Genomic DNA, 17,853 nt, shown 5'->3' on the forward strand with positions numbered 1-17,853 from the left:
CGGAAACGACTGTTTCGCGTTAGGCTTCATGAGAGCAGTGAAAGAGGCAAAAATGCTTCAACGATATTTAGGACTTTCAGTATTGATGGCAGGGCTTTCGGGCTCTGTGGCGGCGAGCGGCACGGTGGATACCTCCTTGCGCCCAGTCATGCGCCCTGGTTCGGGCGCGGGCGGCGAAGTTGTTTCTGTCATCCGCGTGAGTAAGGTGCAGCCGACGTTGCGCCCAGTGATACGCCCTGCTGACTTGAGCCCTGAGGCCACGCCTGAAGCTCCGCTTCTGGAGGTGAAGAGCTATCCGCGCAATGCGGGATTTGAACACTGGGTTGAGAGCTTTAAGCCGCGTGCGGCCAGTGCAGGGATCAGCCAGCGGGTGATCACCCAAGCCTTTCGTGGCATTCAGTACAACACCGATGTGATCAAGAGCGACGGCAATCAGGCCGAGTTTACCAAAACGATTTGGGAATATCTGTCGAACGCGACCTCTGACAAACGGGTTTCTGACGGGCAGAAAATGTTGCGCAAGCACCGCCGCACCTTGGAAGCGATCGAGCGCAAATACGGCGTGGAAAAAGAGATTGTCACGGCGGTTTGGGGGCTTGAAAGCTTTTATGGGGACATAAAGGGCGATTACAATGTGATCGAGGCGATGGCGACGCTGGCCTATGACGGGCGCCGACGCGACTTTTTCACCAAGCAGCTGATCGCGGCGCTGAAAATTTTGCAGCGGGGCGATACGACGGCAGCGAATATGAAAGGCTCATGGGCCGGCGCTATGGGGCATACACAGTTTATCCCCACGTCTTACGAGCTGTTTGCTGTGGACTTTACCGGCGACGGCAAGCGCGACATCTGGAGCAATGATCCGAGTGATGCCTTGGCCTCAACGGCGGCTTACCTTGCGCGTTCGGGCTGGCAGAAGGGGATGCCTTGGGGCGTTGAAGTGAGTTTGCCCGCTGGCTTTAACCGCGGGCTCGCGAGCCGCAAGACCCAGAAGATGCCGAGCGATTGGGCCAAGCTTGGGGTGAGGGATGTGAACGGCCAGCCGGTGCGGGATTATGGATCGGCGTCGATCCTTTTTCCTGATGGCGGGCGTGGACTTGCTTTGATGATTTTCGAGAAAAACTTCCGTGCGATCGAGCGCTATAATGCGGCGGATGCTTATGTGATTGGTGTCGGGCATCTGGCGGACCGTTTGCTGGGCGGTGTGCCACTCAAGGGTAATTTTGGCCCCGGTGAGCGGCCTTTGACAGAGGATGAGACCAAAGAGCTGCAGCGCCATTTGAAGCGCAAAGGGTATGCGCTTGAGAAGATTGACGGCAAGATCGGGCCGAACACCAAGGCGCAGATCAAGGATTATCAGAGCCGCAACGGCTTGATGGCGGATGGTTATGCCTCGGAAGCGCTTTTGCAGCATGTGAAGCGGCGGTAATTGGGATCGAATTTTCGCTTTGCGAAAATCCGATCCGCTGGGGGAGCGCTGCTCCCCCAGACCCCCACGGGATATTTTTGGAAAGAAAAAGGGATAGGGCTTTAGCCGCCTTCGAGGCGGTTGAGCAGGACGACTTCGCTTGTTTCAAGGATCGGCTGGAACCAGCTGTCGTTGTAGATTTTGCCATCAATGGAGACGGAAACGCCGCGGGCGAGCTGGGGACGCAGGGCGGGGTGATTTGCTTGCAGTTCTGTGAGGAGTTCGCGCAGGTTGGAGGCGTTGACCTCTAGCTCGCGTTGCCCCCCCGCCAGATCGGCGAGGGAGCCCCAGAGTGTGACCGTGACCACGGCTCAGCGCGCTTTGATGGCCGCCAGAAGCTTGGGCGGCGACATCGGCAGGCTTGTCATGCGCACGCCTGCGGCGCGGCTGACGGCATTGGCCAGTGTGGCCAGTGGCGGGACGATCCCTGTTTCGCCCACGCCGCGGACACCGTAGGGGTGGCCGGGATTTGGGATTTCAAGGATCACAGGGTCGATCATCGGCAAGTCGGAGGCGACTGGGATGCGATAATCAAGGTAGCCCGCGTTTTGCAGCGTTCCATCGTCACCGTAGATATATTCTTCGTTGAGCGCCCAGCCGATGCCTTGCACAGCGCCGCCCTGAAGCTGGCCTTCGACATAGTCGGGGTGGACCGCTTTGCCCGCGTCCTGGAAGACGGTGTAGCGCAGCACTTTGACAGCGCCTGTTTCGGGGTCGACTTCTGTATCGGCGATATGCGTGCCGAAGCTGACGCCTGCGCCTTCGGCGTTGACTTCAAAGTGACCTGAGATCGGCCCGCCTGTGTTTGAGGCGATGGCGGCAATGTCTTTGAGCGTCATAGGAGGGAATTTGCCTGCGTTGGGGCCAGCGGGCTGGGCAGCGCCATCGACCCACTCTACGGCTTCGGGCTCGATCCCCCATGTGGCGGCGGCGCGGGCCTTCATGATTTCGATGGCGTGGCGGGCGGCTTTGATTGTTGCCAGACCGACTGCGAACGTTACGCGGGAACCGTCTGTGACCTCGTTTTGACCGAGTGTGGCTGTATCAGCGATCACGGTGCGAACCTGCTCGTAGGGAATGCCGAGTTCTTCTGCGGCCATCATAGACATGGAGGCGCGGGAGCCGCCGATATCGGGGTTGCCCTCAGACAAGCTTACGGTTCCGTCAGGGTTGATCATAATGGAAACGCAAGTGTCGCCCCCGAAGTTGAACCAGAAGCCGCAGCCCATACCGCGGCCCTGATTTGGCCCAAGTGGCGCGCTCCAGTGCGGGTGCGCCTTCGCGGCTTCCAGCGTGGCTTTGAGGCCAATGGCGGGATATGTCGGGCCATAGGCGGACTTTGCGCCTTCGTCGGCGGCGTTGAGAAGGCGCAGTTCGATCGGGTCCATGTCGAGCTCTTTGGCGAGTTCGTCCATCACGCTTTCGACGGCAAAGGCGGCCATGGGCGCGCCAGGGGCACGGTAGGCCGCGGCTTTGGGGCGGTTTGTGACCACTTCCCAGCCGACAGACTGGAGATTTTCCAGATCATAGGGCGCAAAGCCGCACATGGCGCCGAGCGCGCCATTCATGGCGTAAAACGCGCCTGACTGATAGCGGAACTCACCTTGGGCTGCGGTGATCTTGCCTGACTTTTTTACGCCGATCTTGATATCAATCGAGGTTGAGGATGTCGGGCCGGAGGCGCGCAGAACTTCTTCGCGCGCCATTGTCATCTTGACGGGCTTGCCTGTCTTTTTGGACAGCATGAGGGCGACAGGCTCTAGAAAGACTGTTGTTTTGCCGCCAAAGCCGCCGCCGATTTCGGAGGCCGTGACTTTGAGGCGGCCTGCGTCCATGCCCATGATGGCGGAGCAGGTGTTGCGGACCATGTAGTGGCCTTGGGTGCAACACCAGAGATCGCCTTGGCCATCGTTGCCCATGGTCGCCAAACAGGCGTGAGGCTCGATATAGCCCTGATGGGTGGCGGCCGTTGTGAAGCTGCGCTCGATGATGAGATCGGCCTCTGCAAAACCTGCGTCGATGTCGCCGTGGCCATACTGGCTGCGCGCGAGCACGTTTTGGCTATAGCCTGGGGGGACGCTTTCCTGCTGGCGACCTTCGTGGAGAACGGGGGCGCCTTCTTTCATGGCCTCGTCGACATCGACCACATGAGGCAGCACGTCATACTCGACCTTGATGGCCTTTAGAGCAGCCCGGGCGACAGAGCGCGAGGTGGCGGCGACGGCGGCGACGGTGTGGCCATCGTAAAGGGCCTTTTCGCCTGCCATGACATTGTCGAGCACATCGCGTGTGCCTTGGTCCTCGGGTGTGTGGGTGAAATCCGCACGGGTGACCACGGCTTTGACCCCGGTCATCGCTTCCGCTGCTGAGGTATCAATGGACACAATCCGCGCGTGGGCGTGGGGGCTGCGCAGGCAAAGGCCGATGAGCATTCCGGGTGCTGACATATCCGCGCCGTAGCGGGCGCGACCTGTGACTTTATCAAGCCCGTCGGGGCGAGGAGGGCGTGTGCCGACAACTTTGAAGCTGCGGGTCTGGAACTCGTCTTTGGCCATCAGGCTGCTCCTCTCATTTCGGCTGCTGTCTCAAGGACGGTGCGGATGATTTTGTCATAGCCCGTGCAGCGGCAGAGATTGCCTGCGAGCCAGTAGCGGACTTCTTCCTCGGTCGGGTCGGGATTGCGCGCGAGCAGATCTTTGGCTGCGACAAGGATACCCGGTGTGCAGATACCGCACTGGAGCGCGGCCTTGTCGATAAAGTTTTTCTGCAAAGGGTGCAGCGTTTCGCCATCGGCCATGCCTTCGATGGTCTCGACAGAGCGGCCCTCTGCTTCGGCTCCGAGCACGAGGCAGGAGCAAACGAGACGGCCATCCAGCATGACCGAGCAAGCGCCGCAATCGCCTGAGGCGCAGCCCTCTTTGGACCCTGTTAGATCAAGCTGGTCGCGCAACACATCAAGGAGTGTATCCTCGGCTTCGCAGAGGTAATCGACGCTGTCGCCGTTGATGGTTGTGTTGACGTGGATACGGCTCATGAGTGTTCTCCCAGTGCACGGGTGTAAGCAAGGCGGGCGGCGCGGCGGGCGAGGACGGCAGTGACGTCTTTGCGGAACGCCACTGTGCCGCGTTTGTCATCAATCGGTTTGGCAGCGGCAGAAGCGGCCGCGGCGCAGGCATCCAGCGCGGCATCTTCGCATTTGGAGCCGATGAGAGCTTGGGCAGCTTCTTTGACAAGCAGAACCTTAGGGGCGACCGCGCCGAGCGAGACACCAGCGCATTCAACCGTGCCGTCTTCGCCAAGAATAATATTTACAGCGCAGCCAACCACGGCGATATCCATCTCTGTGCGCGGGATAAAGCGCAGGTAAGCATCGCTGCCCTTTTGGGCGCGCGCGGGCAGAAAGACCGACGTAACGAACTCGCCAGCGGCGAGGGAGTTTTTGCCAGGGCTGAGGGGGATTTCGATCACGGGAACATCTCTTGTGCCATTGGGGCCAGCGATGCGGACGGTTGCGCCTGCCGCGACCATGGCGGGAACGCTATCGCCCGCGGGGCCTGCGTTGCAGAGATTGCCGACCATAGTGCAGCGGCCTTGAACCTGAGTGGAGCCGATCAGCTCTGCGCCTTCGACAACACCGGGGTAATCTGCCTTGAGGCCTGCGTGTTCGCCCATGGCCGCGCAGGAGACCCCTGCGCCGATGCGCCAGCCACCCTCCTCGGATGTGATTTCGTTCATGCCAGCGATGCGCTTGATATCAACGATGGAAGAGGGCTCGATATGGCCTGCGCGCAGGCGGACGAGCAGGTCTGTGCCGCCTGCCAGAACACGCGCGCCTGCGTTGGCGGCGAGAAGCGCGACGGCGCCCTCAACTGTTTCTGGAGTTTCAAATCGCATTGCCGTCTCCCTACGGTTCATGTCTCAAGATTGTGTTCGGGCGAGACTCAGGACTGCCCTTTGAAGGCAGTCTCGCCAAAGCGGGCTGGCTTGGCAAGGGCGTGGGGCGACAAGAAATGTCGCGGGTGCGAAATTCAGCTGCCGCAGATGCCTTGGAGGCGGAGCCAGTCATTGTCCGAGAGGAGCGGCTCTGGCGTGACAGTGGCGAAAGGGTCTGCCTCGATCAACTCGAGTGTCTCTTCGCCTGTGATGTCGCGCGCATAGGCGTAGGGGCGCGCGCGCACAGACCAAGCGGCAAAGCCACGCAGCAGGGTGTCTTGGGGCACAAAGCTGCGAGGCTCTGTGAGCATGTGCTCGGCGTAGGCGTCTTGGGCGGCACTTGGCACTTGGCCTGTCGTCAAGAGGCGCAGCGTTGTGACGAGGCCTGCGTGGGTGAGAAAGTCATGTAGCGGGTCGTGCAGTTCGGCTGCGAGGTGCTCGGCGATAATATAACCTGCGACAACGTCAGGCTCTTCGAAGTCCTCAATCAAGGCGCGATTGAGCAATATGACCCCGCCCGGGAGATGGGCGGCCTCGAGCACACCGCCTGGCAAGACGACGAGGCGCGCGGCGCCATCCGGGGAAGGCAGGCGCGCGCCGAGTTTGCGCAGGGCGCGTGTGCCTTCGGGGGCTGTGCAGGGCAGGCCTGCGACACGGGTGATGCGCGATAGGAGGGCAGAGCCAAGCTCTGTGCGTTTGACATCTGGCACAACGCGCACAGCATGATCGCGCGCGGCAGAAGGCAGCCAGAAGACACCAAGCGCGGCGACTGTAGCAAGGACACCAAGGCTAACCCAGAGGCGTAAGCGGCCCGGATGTGGGCGCGCGCGCTCGATACGGGAGCGGAGCTTTTCGATGGCGTCGATCATCGTGGCTTCGTCTGAGGGAAGCTCCAAAGTTTCGGTGCGGTCCCCATCTGGGTGAAAAATCGCGGGGCGGGTGCCCGGATTGGCGCGCTCTATCGCGGGGAGGGACCAATGGGCGAGGGCGCGGTCGTTGTGATCTGATATTGTGAGCGTGGCGTCGCCAATCGAGACGATCACCTCACGGCGCTGGGCGTCTGCATTGGCACGCCAGAGGCCAGTGGCTTCTATACGGTCATACTCTTTAAGCGCGGTCATCGGATGGGGCTGCTCCTGCCTCTTTTTACAGAGGGTAGCATGCGGTGTGCGCCAGTGGAAAGAGGGATTGCGCCGAGGCTTTGCCACGGCGCGGGGGGGAGGGAGCTCGCCCCCTCCCCCAGGGTGTTTTGGAAAGAGGAAGCTGAGCGGTTTTAGAGGGTTTTGGCGATTGTGCGCAGCTCGAATTTCTGGATTTTGCCCGTGGAGGTTTTGGGGAGGTCTTGAAAGACCACTTTCTTGGGCGTTTTGAAGCCAGCAAGTTTTGTACGGGCAAAAGCGATCAGCTCCTCTTCGCTGGCGGTTGCGCGGGGCTTGAGCTCAACAAAGGCGCAGGGCACTTCGCCCCATTTGTCATCGGGCTTGGCGACAACGGCGCAGAGCGAAACGGCGGGATGGCTGGCGAGCACACCTTCGACCTCCACAGAGCTGATATTTTCGCCACCCGAGATGATGATATCTTTGGAGCGGTCCATGATCTGCAGATAGGTGTCGGGGTGCTGGATCGCGAGATCGCCCGAATGAAAGAAGCCGCCCTTGAAGGCCTCGGCTGTGGCCTCGGGGTTTTTCAAATACCCTTTCATGACGGTATGCCCGCGGATCATGATTTCGCCTTGGGTTTGGCCGTCATGGGGGACGGGGGCCATTGTGTCGGGATCCAGCACCACGGCTTCGTCCATCATGGGCATGAGAACACCTGTGCGCGCTTTGATGGCATAGCGCTCCTCGGAGGGGCGCTCATCCCAACGCGAGCGCCAGAGGCATTCTGTGACGTGGCCGTATGTTTCGGTGAGGCCGTAGACCTGTGTGACGTTAAACCCGAGCGGCTCGATCGCCGCCAAGGTTGCGGCGGGGGGCGGCGCGCCTGCGGTGAAGACCTCGACGGTGTGATCAAAGCCGCGTCTGTCTTCATCATCGCAGTTGACCAGCGTGTTGAGCACGATGGGGGCGCCGCCAAAATGGGTCACGCCTTCATCGGCGATGGCATCATAGACCGCCTTGGCTGTGACATTGCGGCAGCAGACGATTGTGCCGCCCAGAAGCGGCATCATCCATGTGTGGTTCCAGCCGTTGCAGTGAAACAGCGGCACGATTGTCAGGTAGACAGGGCGCAGGGTGAGTTGCCAGCTTACGACAGTGCCCATGGTCATCAGGTATGCGCCGCGGTGATGGTAGACAACGCCCTTGGGGCGGCCCGTTGTGCCAGACGTATAGTTGAGTGCGAGGCTTTCCCACTCATCTTGTGGCATGATCCATTTGAACGCGGCATCCCCGCCAGCGAGGAAGGCTTCATATTCCGGATATCGCCCAGTGGCGGGGTGGCCATGGGAGGGATCGGCGACTTCGATAATTTGAGGGCCTTTGCCGTCCATGGCCGCAATGGCGGCCTCGACCGAGGGCAGGAACTCTGTATCGACCAGCGCCATTTTGGCTTCGCCGTGCTCGAAGATGTAGCGAATGGTTTCGATATCGAGCCGTGTGTTGACGGCATTGAGAACGGCCCCTGCGGCAGGAACGGCGAAATGTGCCTCACAATGGGCCGGGATATTGGGCAGAAGCGTTGTGACGACATCGCCTGGCTGAACACCTGCGCGGGACAGAGCAGAGGCCAGCGCGCTGACGCGGGCATGATACTCGGCGTATGTTTTGCGATGCTGCGTGCCGTAGGCAACAGCCAGACGATCGGGGAAAATATAGGAAGCGCGCTTGAGGTGAGAGAGCGGCGTCAGGGCCACAAAGTTTGCGGCATTTTTATCCAAGCCAGTTTCATCGCGCATTTGAGCCATTGTCTTCTCCCTGTTTTTTCCCGCTTATGTCGGGTTCGGGAGAGACTACGCGCAGGAAGGCATATTTGAAAAGCCTATGTGCGACAAATTGGGGACGGAAATGACGTGACTGAGACAAGACCTGTAGCGGCGGCAGTCTGGATGCTTGCGAGCATGCTTATCCTTGGGGTGATCGATAACTTTATCGTCGTGATGGCAGAGGTGATCAGCCTTTGGCAGATGTATGTGATCCGTTTGCTCATATCCATTCCTGTGGTCTTTGGTGTGGCGCGACTTTTGGGGCAGCCGTTTTTGCCTGTGAACTGGTGGCCTGTTTTGTTGCGCAGCTTTCTGTTTGCTTCGGCGATGGTGTTTTACTTTGCCTCGCTCGCCTTTTTACCGATTGCGCAGTCGCTTGCAGGTTTGTTTACCTCGCCCATCATTGTTGTTCTGATCACCGCGCTTTTTTTGCGAGAACCGATTGGCGCCTATCGCATTGGTGCGGTGATTGCAGGCTTTGTCGGAACACTTGTTGTGCTTCAGGTCAGCCCGAGCAGCTTTAGCCCGCTTGTTATTGTGCCGGTCATCGGCGGGGTGCTCTATGCGCTGAATGCTGTGATTACGCGGCGGATGTGCGGAGCGGAGAGCACCTGCACGCTCTTGGCGGCCACGATGGGGATGCAGGGTGTGCTCGGAATTCTCGGGCTTTTTGCGATTACAGTCTTTGGAGTGGAAGAGATCAGCGGGCCACTGGCCTTTGTGACACGGGGCTGGGTCTGGCCGATGGAAGGGGTGAGCCTGCTTGTGGTGGCGCATGTGCTCGGCTCGATCGTGGGCGTCTTTTGCCTAACCAAAGCCTATCAGCTCGGTGAGGCCTCGCATGTGGCTGTGTTTGAATATTCGATCATGGTGTTCGGGCCTGCCTTTGCTTTTGTCTGGTTTGGGCAAAGCCTGAGCGCGGTGCAGATGGCGGGGGTTGCGCTGATCATTGTCGCGGGCTCGGTGATTGCTTTGCGCTCGCGGCAAAGCTAGGCTTCGGCCATGATTATTTCGCGCGGGCGACAGTATATTTTTGTGCATATCCCGAAGACGGGGGGAACCTCGCTTGCTCTCGCGCTTGAGGCGCGGGCGATGCGCGACGACTTGATGCTGGGCGATACGCCTAAAGCGCTGAAGCGGCGCAAGAAGCTGATGGGTGCGGAGGCGCGTGGGCGGCTTTGGAAGCACTCGACACTGGCCGACATCGAGGGGCTGGTGAGCCGCGATGAGATGCGAGAGATGCTGTGCTTTACCTTGGTGCGTAACCCTTGGGACCGCATTGTGAGCTATTATCATTGGCTGAAAGTGCAGAACTTTGAACACCCCGCAGTAGCGACGGCCAAGACGCTGGGCTTTAGCGACTTTCTGCGCGCGCCGGCTGTGGCTGGTCCGATAAAGACGCATCCTTACGAGAGCTATTTGCGCGCGAGTGACGGGCGGGCGCGCGAGGCGCTCTATATCAGGTTGGAGCATTTTGCCGAAGATGCTGCTCCACTCATGGAGCATCTGGGCTTTGAGCTTGAGCTGCCACGGGCAAATGCCAGCGCACGAGAGGATGATTGCCGTCGCTATTTTAGCGCCGATGATTCGGAGGTTGTGGCGGAGCTCTGTGCGGAAGATATTGAGAAATTTAACTACAGTTTCGATTAAAACGTCAAAAATCAGAACAATTTGGTCGCGTGATGCTGCGCTGTTTCGCTGGGCGGGACAGTGCCTAAAACTTCTCGCAAACCCGCCCCACAACTTGCAAGAGAATCAGGCCATATCTTTTCACTGCTTATGAAAAGCCGCCTGCCAGCGGCGCTACAAAAAACCGCCTGCCAGCGGTTAGAAAACCTGGGGACGATAAAATGTTTGGATGGAATGGCGCAAAGCGTCAGAAAACCTATTTGGCATCGAAGGGTTCAGAGGGGGGCTATCGCGCCAAGACAGGCGTGATGTCTGGAGTTGTGTCTGGTACAAAAGTGGCCACAGAGTTTGGCTGGCGCGATGTTGCCTCGCTGCAAGCAGGCGATCTGGTTTTGACGTTTGACGCCGGTCTGCAGCCTATCACTTCAGTCAGCCGCACGCCGCTCTGGAGCGGGGAGGGGGCTTGCCCGAGAAGCTTCTGGCCTCTGCTTGTGCCTGCGGGCATTTTGGAAAACGATGTGGCGATGGTTCTGTTGCCGCGTCAGGGCGTGATGCTTGAAAGTGATGTGGCGGAGGAAACGCTTGGCGATCCGTTCGCGATTGTTCCTGCGGCGGCACTTGAGGGGGTGCATGGGATCGAGCGGGTCTTTCCGCAGGATGACATGTGCGTTGTGACGCTGCATTTTGACTGCGCTCAGGTTGTTTTTGCGGAGCAGGGCGCGCTGCTTTTTTGTGCGGCTGGGGGCGATATGCTCGACACAGCGACACGGGCGTTTGACGCTACGCCAGCCTACACGGTGCTCTCGCTTGTTTTGGCGACTGAGGTGATTCAGAGCGGGGCGGTCTGGGCCTGAAACTTTATGAAATATGGACAGATTGACGGTGAATTATGGCGCGTGTTGATCTGAAATTGGAAACAATAAGCTCCAATCTGCCACATTGTTGCCATAATTGAGTGAGAAATGCCGCGAAATTGTCGTAATTTGGCCCCACGGCCAACAGGATTGAGAGACAATTTGAATCAAGAGTTACACGTCGTCTGCCAGCGACTGAACACTTGGGGGAAGCGGTCCGTGCGACACAAAAGACGCCGCTCCTTTGAGCGACGCCCCTTTAGGTTCACATGGCATTCGGCAGGTACCTGTGCCTGTGCAATGCTGCGTTCTGTAATCCCCGGCTCGTAAGAGTCTCGCGTTTGCAACGTCCGGTCATAGTAGAGTGGGTGCGCCTTCCACGCGCACCCACTCGCTAGCCTTTAGGCCGCTTTGTCAGAGGCAGGGGCAAAGCGAGTATAGAAGCTTTGCCCTTTTCTGGCCATTTCTTCAAGCAACGCAGGTGTCGCGAAGCGTGGGCCGTATTGGTCCGCGAGCTCGGCTGTGCGTTCGGCGGCATAGGGCGTTCCGATCATGTCGAGCCATGAGAGGGGGCCGCCAGACCACGGTGCGAAGCCCCAAGCGAGAATGGCCCCGACATCGCCTTCGCGGATGTCCATGAGCACGCCTTCTTCGAGCGCACGCACGGCCTCAAGCACCTGAGCGAACATGAGGCGCTCTTGAACTTCGATGAGCGTGGGCTGTTCTTTGGGCAAGGGGTATTTTTCGTTGAGACCGGGCCAGAAGCCTGTGCGCTTGCCTTTGTCGTCATAGTCAAAGAAGCCAGCGTTGGCTTTGCGTCCCAAGCGGCCTTCGGCTTCGAGCCAGAAGATAAGGTCGTCCGCTGGGCTTTCGGGATAATCCGCGCCCATCGCAGCTTTGGTCGCGCGGGCAATTTTTGCCCCCAGATCAATCGAGGTTTCATCGTTGAGCTGAAGCGGGCCGACAGGGAAACCAAGTTGGCGTGCGGCGTTGTCGATAAGCGAGGGCGCGACCCCTTCGGTGACCATACGCAGGCCTTCGTTGATGTAGGGGATGATGCAGCGGTTGGCGTAGAAGAAGCGTGCATCATTCACAACGATAGGGGTTTTGCGGATCTGGCGCACATAGTCGAGCGCCTTGGCAACAGCGCGGTCGCCTGTCTCTGCGCCTTTGATGATCTCGACCAGAAGCATTTTCTCAACGGGTGAGAAGAAGTGAATGCCGATGAACTGCTCCGCGCGCGTGCTGGCGCGGGCCAGATCGGTGATCGGCAGGGTCGAGGTGTTGGAGGCGAAAATGCAATCCTCGGGGATCACGGCTTCGACCTTTTTGGTCATCTCGGCTTTGACGGCTGGGTCTTCAAAGACGGCTTCGATGATCAGATCACAGCCTTTGAGCGCATCAAGATCAGGCGTGGCTGTGATGCGCGCAAGCATTTCTTCTTTTTTCTCGGGCGTCGCTTTTTTGCGGGCGATGCCTTTGTCCATATAGCTCGCTGTATAGGCTTTGCCTTTGTCGGCTGCGGCTTGATCTCGATCGATCAGGACCACTTCGATGCCTGCTTGAGCCGAGACAAGCGCGATGCCTGCGCCCATCATGCCCGCACCGAGGACGCCGAGCTTTTTGACGCGCTGATCAGGCACATCGGCGGGGCGGACTGCGCCTTTGTCGAGCGCTTCTTTGTTGATGAAGAGCGAGCGGATCATGGCGGCGGAACTCGGGTTCATCAGGGTGTGGACGAACCAGCGTGTTTCGATTTTGAGCGCGGTGTCAAAAGGCACAAGCGCGCCCTCGTAGACGGCGGACAAGAGCGCCTTGGCGGCGGGAAATGCGCCTTGGGTTTCTGAGTGCACCATGACGGAAGCGCCGAGGAAAGTCATGAAGCCAGCGGGGTGGTAAGGCGTGCCACCCGGCATTTTGTAGCCCTTTTCATCCCACGGCTTGACGATGTTTGGCTCGGAGAGCACCCATGCGCGGGCGTCTGACATGGGGTCGTCGGAGACTTCATCAACGAGGCCTGCTTGCTTGGCGCGGGCGGGATCAGAGAGTTTGCCTTGCAATAGGAAGGGTGCTGCCGCCATTGCGCCGAGCTTGCGCACGAGGCGGGTTGTGCCGCCCGCACCGGGGAAGATGCCTACCATGATTTCGGGCAGGCCGATTTTGGCCTTTGGATTGTTGGCGACAAATGTGCGGTGGCAAGCAAGGGGGATTTCAAAGCCGATGCCGAGGGCTGTGCCTGGCATGACGCAGGCAATAGGCTTGCCGCCTTTGTTTGTCTTTGGGTCCATGCCTGCACGTTCGATTTTGCGCAGAATGGCGTGCATGTTCATGACGCCGTCAAAAAGGCCTTTGGCTGGCTCATCGCCCGCGTCGTCCTTCATCTTGGCGATGACATTGAGGTCCATTCCGCCTGCGAAGCTGCCCTCTTTGCCAGAGGTGATGATGATGCCTTTGACTGCGTCATCTGCAAGGGCGTCATCGACGACGTCGGATAGATCAGAGAAGCCTTGGATGCTCATCACGTTCATCGACTTTCCAGCCGTGTCCCATGTGATGGTGGCGATGCCTTGGGCGTCTTTTGTGAGGGTAAAATCACTCATGTTTGTGTCTCCTTTAACGCGGTCTCAGGGACCGGTGAGGCTTTGATAGGCTCTGGGTGTTTGATCATCTGCCAATGCGTGTTTGAAGTGGCCGAGCGCAGGCCTGCGCCGAGCCATTTTTCATCGCGATAGATCAGTGTCATATGGGTGAGGCAAGGCTCGATCACGGGGGTTGCACCGCTAAGGGCATAGACCTCGTGAATGCCTTCGATGCGGTTTGGATCATCGTGGGCGAAAACCGCTTCACGGCAGATTCTGTGGTAGGCTGTAACCCCACGCCTGGTGAGGTTGTCGCGCAGGCTTTTGAGAGAGGGCAGGTAGGTCTCTCTCGTGGGAATATGCAAGATCGTGTCATCTGTCTCGACAAAGCAGGGATAGTGGAGGTGATCCAGTATTGTGGAAAAATCCATATCCCATAAGGCTTGCCCGACGGTGTTGATATGAGCTTGATATATGTCTTTAGGGCACATCATCGGTTTGGCTTAGACCCGTTCGATGATTGTTGCTGCGCCCATGCCTGAGCCAATGCAGAGCGTGGCGAGGCCTGTCTCTTTATCGCTGCGCTCAAGCTCATCCAGCAGGGCGGAGAGGATCATCGCGCCTGTCGCGCCCAAAGGGTGGCCCATGGCGATGGAGCCGCCGTTGACGTTGACCTTGGCGTGATCGACATTGAAGGCCTGTTCAAAGCGCATAACGACCGAGGCGAAAGCTTCGTTGACTTCGAAGAGGTCGATGTCGCCGATGCTCATGCCGCTTTCGCGCAGGATTTTCTCTGTGACGGGGACGGGGCCTGTGAGCATGATTGTCGGGTCTGTGCCGATCTTGGCGGTGGCGCGGATGCGCGCGCGCGGCTTAAGGCCAAGTTGTTCGCCCAGCTCTTTGTTGCCAATCAGGACAGCGGCTGCGCCATCGACGATGCCTGAGCTGTTCCCCGCGTGGTGAATGTGGTTGATGCGCTCAAGCTCCGGGTACTTGAGGATCGCAATTTTATCAAAGCCGGGCATGACTTCGCCCATTTGCTTGAACGAGGGGTTCAGCGCGCCGAGGCTTTGCATATCTGTTTCGGGGCGCATGAACTCGTCATAGGCAAGTATGGGCAGGCCGTTGACATCATAAACAGGAACGACGGAGCGGGAGAAGTGGCCCGCATCCCACGCCGCTTTGGCGCGCTTCTGGCTTTCAACGGCCATGGCATCGGCCATGTCGCGGGTGAAGCCATATTTGGTGGCGATGATGTCGGCTGAGATGCCTTGGGGGACGAAGTAGTTGTCAATCGCGATGCTGGGATCAACGGCGATTGCGCCGCCGTCGGAGCCCATTGGAACGCGCGACATGCACTCGACACCGCCGGCGATATAGCCGTTGCCTGCGCCGCCGCGGACCTGATTGGCGGCGACGTTTACGGCCTCAAGACCCGAGGCGCAGAAGCGGTTGATGCTGAGGCCCGGGATGCTTTCATCGAGATCGGAGGCGAGAACGGCTGTACGGGCAAGGCATGCGCCCTGTTCTGCAACCTGTGTGACATTGCCCCAGATAACGTCTTCAACGGCGTGGCCTTCGAGGCCATTGCGCTCTTTGAGGGCGTTGAGCGCCACGGCGGAGAGACGCGCGGCAGAGACTTCATGCAGGCTGCCGTCTTTGCGGCCTTTGCCACGGGGGGTGCGCACAGCGTCATAGATATAGGCTTCGGTCATGGTGTGACTCCTGTCTTTGGCAAGAATTTAGGCGCGGTCAGCGGGGCTGCCGGGCATGAGATCGTAGGGGTATTTGAACCCCGGTGTGTTTTCGATGTTGGCAAGCCAGCGGTCGATATTGGGCCAGTCGGCGCGCACAAAGCCGAAAGGCTCTGGATAAAACAGATAGCCGCAGTTTGAGATGTCGGCGTTTGTCAGGCCTGAGCCAACGATATAGTCGCGGCCCTCAAGGTGGCTCTCAAGCGTGGCGTAGGCGCCTTTGAGGCGGCCTTGCATAAAGCCGATGACCTCTTGGGGCCGTTTGTCTTCTGGCAGGAAGTTCATCAGGAAACGGGTCATGCCTGCTTGGGAGGACATTTTGTGGTTGTCCCAGAGCACCCAGCGCAGGACTTCGTATTTGTCTTCTGGTGCGCCGCCAAATTTGCCGCTTTTGTCGGTGATATATTGTTGGATCACACCCGACTGGGTCAGGCGGATATCGCCGTCTTCCAAGAGGGGTACTTCGCCCATGATGTTCTTTGCGCGAAACTCGGGCGAGCGGCCTTCACCGCCAAAAAAGTCGACGAAGACGGGCTCCCACGCCAGGCCAGAGAGTTCTAGGGCGAGCGCGGCTTTGTAAGCGTTCCCGCTTTCGCCGAAGCAGTGGAGTTTGATCGTCATGTCGTGGTCCTTGTGGCTGGCGCGGCTGAGGGTTTTACACCCCCAGATCCCCGCAGGATGTTTTGGGCATATAGAAGAGCGTCAGAGCTTTCTGGAGATGAGCTCTTTCATGATCTCGTTGGTGCCACCGTAGATGCGTTGAACACGCGCGTCAGCCCACATTTCCGCGACGGCATATTCTTGCATATACCCGTAGCCGCCGTGAAGCTGGACGCATTCGTCAAGGACTTCACCTTGGGTGTCGGTGAGCCAGTATTTGGCCATGGCGGCTTTTTCGACCGTCAGCTCGCCGCGCAGGTGCTCGGCCATGCACTCGTCAAGGAAAGCGCGGGCGACTGTAAGCTTGGTTTTGCATTCGGCCAGTTTGAAGCGGGTGTTCTGGAACTGCATGATCGGACCACCGAAGGCTTCGCGCTCGCGGCAATATTCAATCGTGCGTTCGACAGCGCCTTGCATGGCGCCAACTGCGCCACAGCCGATAATGAGGCGCTCTTGGGGGAGTTGCTTCATCATCTGATAGAAACCTTGGCCTTCTTCGCCACCCAGTAGGTTTTCAGGCGGAATTTCGACGTTGTCAAAGAAGAGTTCGGAGGTGTCTGCGGCGTGGCAGCCGACTTTGTCGAGGTTGCGCCCGCGTGAGAACCCTGTCGCGTTGTCGGCTTCAACGACGATGAGAGATGTGCCTTTGGAGCCTTCTTTCGGATCTGTTTTGGCTGCAACAATAATGAGGTCAGCGTGCTGGCCGTTGGTGATAAAAGTCTTGGAGCCTGTCAGGCGGTAGGCGTTGCCATCTTTGATGGCGCGGGTTTTGAGGCGTTGTACATCAGAGCCGCCTGACGGCTCTGTCATGGCCAGTGCGCCGACCATCTCGCCTGATACCATCTTGGGGAGCCAGCGCTGCTTTTGTTCCTCAGAGCCGTAGGCAAGGATATAATGCGCGACGATGCCCGAGTGAATGCCATTGCCCCAGCTTGCGAGGTTGGCGCGGGAGGCTTCAATCAGGATCGCGGCTTCATGGCCGAAGTCGCCGCTTGCGCCGCCGTATTCTTCGGGGATACTGGGGCAAAGGAGGCCAAGCGCACCAGCTTCGTTCCATGTGGAGCGATCCATCTCGCCTTGTTTGCGCCATTTGTCGTAACGCGGCATCCATTCATCAGTAATGAACTTCTGCGTCATGTCGGCGATCATTTGGTGTTCTTCAGTCATCCATGTGGAAGCCATAGTGTCTCTCCTCCCCAGAAGATTTTATCTTTTGCGCGCATCCAGCTCCGAATTGAAGAGCCGCAGGCGCGCTGTCAGGTTTTCGTGATTCATCACGCTTTCAAAGTTTTCAAAAAGAAAACTCAGCGCCTCGCCCTCATCCAGCCCCGCGTCGGAGGCGAAGCGCTTGAGCCTTCGGTAGCCATCTTCCGTCATTGCGGCGGGAAAACGGCGGGTCAGGCGGAAGCGTTTTGGCATTGGGCATGGCTCCTTTTTAAAACGTTAGAACTGGTCTTCACTCAGCGCCATGACAGTGTCTGCTCCGCTTTCGATACGGGCCAGATGCAGCGCAGTCGCTGGTAGGCGACGTGCCATATAGTAGCGGCCTGTGGCGAGCTTCGTCTTGTAGAACGCTGCGTCAGCGGGGGATGACGCGAGGGCATCAAGGCTGGCGCGGGCCATACGCGCCCACATCAGACCCAAGCAGACATGGCCCATTATGTGCATGAAGTCTGTCGAGCCAGCGAGGGCGGCGTTCGGGTTCTTCATGCCGTTTTGCATGAAGAACATGCCTGCAGCCTGAAGATCTTTCGAGGCTTTTTTGAGCGGCTCGATGAAGGGTTCCATGCCCTCAACATCTTTTTGCTCGGCACAGTAGCTCTTGATCATTTCAAAGAAGGCCATGACATGCTTGCCGCCGTCTTGGGCGAGCTTGCGGCCGACAAGATCAAGCGCTTGGACGCCGTTGGCGCCTTCGTAAATCATCGCGATGCGCGCATCGCGGGTGAACTGCGACATGCCCCATTCTTCGATTTAGCCGTGGCCGCCATAGACTTGCTGGGCCTCGACAGTCATGGCGTAGCCGACTTCTGTGAGGAAGCCTTTGATGACG

General features: G+C 58.7%; 16 protein-coding genes and 1 pseudogene. 4 read left to right on the forward strand and 13 right to left on the reverse strand.

Annotated elements, in window-relative coordinates; all coding sequences use genetic code 11:
* The first annotated feature begins 52 nt into the window (after positions 1-52).
* On the forward strand, positions 53-1,429 hold the full coding sequence (locus P8O11_RS10175) for a lytic murein transglycosylase (RefSeq protein WP_300293995.1): 1,377 nt from the start codon (positions 53-55) through the stop codon (positions 1,427-1,429).
* A 101-nt stretch (positions 1,430-1,530) separates the two neighbouring features.
* Here the strand turns inward: P8O11_RS10175 and P8O11_RS10180 are convergent, their stop codons facing one another.
* From P8O11_RS10180 to P8O11_RS10205, 6 genes are all read right to left on the reverse strand, one after another.
* Entirely contained in the window at positions 1,531-1,776 is a 246-nt protein-coding gene (locus tag P8O11_RS10180; RefSeq protein WP_300293996.1) for a MoaD/ThiS family protein, read from the reverse strand.
* A 3-nt stretch (positions 1,777-1,779) separates the two neighbouring features.
* Positions 1,780-4,023 (reverse strand): xanthine dehydrogenase family protein molybdopterin-binding subunit, encoded by a 2,244-nt coding sequence (locus P8O11_RS10185; protein ID WP_300293997.1) that lies wholly within the window; start codon positions 4,021-4,023, stop codon positions 1,780-1,782.
* A complete protein-coding gene (locus tag P8O11_RS10190) occupies positions 4,023-4,502 on the reverse strand; it encodes a (2Fe-2S)-binding protein (protein WP_300293998.1) in 480 nt (159 codons plus the stop codon). Before P8O11_RS10190 ends, P8O11_RS10185 begins: the two co-directional genes overlap by 1 nt.
* Positions 4,499-5,362 carry a xanthine dehydrogenase family protein subunit M gene (locus tag P8O11_RS10195; protein WP_300294000.1) on the reverse strand — a complete coding sequence of 288 codons (864 nt, stop codon included), beginning with the start codon at positions 5,360-5,362 and terminating at the stop codon, positions 4,499-4,501. Before P8O11_RS10195 ends, P8O11_RS10190 begins: the two co-directional genes overlap by 4 nt.
* Positions 5,363-5,496: 134 nt before the next feature.
* Complete coding sequence (locus P8O11_RS10200) at positions 5,497-6,522, reverse strand: hypothetical protein (RefSeq protein WP_089887135.1); 1,026 nt, start codon at positions 6,520-6,522, stop codon at positions 5,497-5,499.
* Positions 6,523-6,674: 152 nt separating this feature from the next.
* Positions 6,675-8,306: an AMP-binding protein gene (locus P8O11_RS10205; RefSeq protein ID WP_300294001.1), complete on the reverse strand. Its 1,632-nt coding sequence runs from the start codon at positions 8,304-8,306 to the stop codon at positions 6,675-6,677.
* 105 nt (positions 8,307-8,411) lie between these two features.
* Between P8O11_RS10205 and P8O11_RS10210 the strand changes: the two genes are divergently transcribed.
* The 3 genes from P8O11_RS10210 (at position 8,412) to P8O11_RS10220 (ending at position 10,807) form a co-directional block, all read left to right on the forward strand.
* A complete protein-coding gene (locus tag P8O11_RS10210) occupies positions 8,412-9,317 on the forward strand; it encodes a DMT family transporter (protein ID WP_300294002.1) in 906 nt (301 codons plus the stop codon).
* A gap of 9 nt (positions 9,318-9,326) precedes the next feature.
* Positions 9,327-9,974, forward strand: a complete 648-nt coding sequence (locus P8O11_RS10215) for a sulfotransferase family 2 domain-containing protein (protein WP_300294003.1) — start codon at positions 9,327-9,329, stop codon at positions 9,972-9,974.
* Positions 9,975-10,174: 200 nt separating this feature from the next.
* A complete protein-coding gene (locus P8O11_RS10220; RefSeq protein WP_300294004.1) occupies positions 10,175-10,807 on the forward strand; it encodes a Hint domain-containing protein in 633 nt (210 codons plus the stop codon).
* Positions 10,808-11,208: 401 nt separating this feature from the next.
* Here P8O11_RS10220 and P8O11_RS10225 read toward each other — a convergent pair whose 3' ends face one another.
* From P8O11_RS10225 to P8O11_RS10255, 7 genes and pseudogenes are all read right to left on the reverse strand, one after another.
* On the reverse strand, positions 11,209-13,407 hold the full coding sequence (locus tag P8O11_RS10225; RefSeq protein ID WP_300294005.1) for a 3-hydroxyacyl-CoA dehydrogenase NAD-binding domain-containing protein: 2,199 nt from the start codon (positions 13,405-13,407) through the stop codon (positions 11,209-11,211).
* The gene (locus P8O11_RS10230) at positions 13,404-13,817 is read right to left on the reverse strand and encodes a hypothetical protein (RefSeq protein WP_300294006.1); all 414 of its coding nucleotides are present in this window, start codon (positions 13,815-13,817) and stop codon (positions 13,404-13,406) included. The genes P8O11_RS10225 and P8O11_RS10230 overlap by 4 nt, the downstream gene beginning before the upstream one ends.
* 72 nt (positions 13,818-13,889) lie before the next feature.
* Positions 13,890-15,101: an acetyl-CoA C-acetyltransferase gene (locus P8O11_RS10235; protein WP_300294008.1), complete on the reverse strand. Its 1,212-nt coding sequence runs from the start codon at positions 15,099-15,101 to the stop codon at positions 13,890-13,892.
* Between the two features lie 27 nt (positions 15,102-15,128).
* Positions 15,129-15,761, reverse strand: coding sequence for a glutathione S-transferase family protein (locus tag P8O11_RS10240; RefSeq protein ID WP_089887148.1), 633 nt, complete (start codon positions 15,759-15,761; stop codon positions 15,129-15,131).
* A gap of 81 nt (positions 15,762-15,842) precedes the next feature.
* Positions 15,843-16,982, reverse strand: a complete 1,140-nt coding sequence (locus P8O11_RS10245) for an acyl-CoA dehydrogenase family protein (RefSeq protein ID WP_300294009.1) — start codon at positions 16,980-16,982, stop codon at positions 15,843-15,845.
* A 24-nt stretch (positions 16,983-17,006) separates the two neighbouring features.
* On the reverse strand, positions 17,007-17,219 hold the full coding sequence (locus tag P8O11_RS10250; RefSeq protein ID WP_089887152.1) for a hypothetical protein: 213 nt from the start codon (positions 17,217-17,219) through the stop codon (positions 17,007-17,009).
* 24 nt (positions 17,220-17,243) lie between these two features.
* A pseudogene (locus P8O11_RS10255) lies at positions 17,244-17,853 on the reverse strand (acyl-CoA dehydrogenase); the annotation flags it as partial.

Source organism: Lentibacter sp. (assembly GCF_029254145.1).
Classification (GTDB): domain Bacteria; phylum Pseudomonadota; class Alphaproteobacteria; order Rhodobacterales; family Rhodobacteraceae; genus Lentibacter.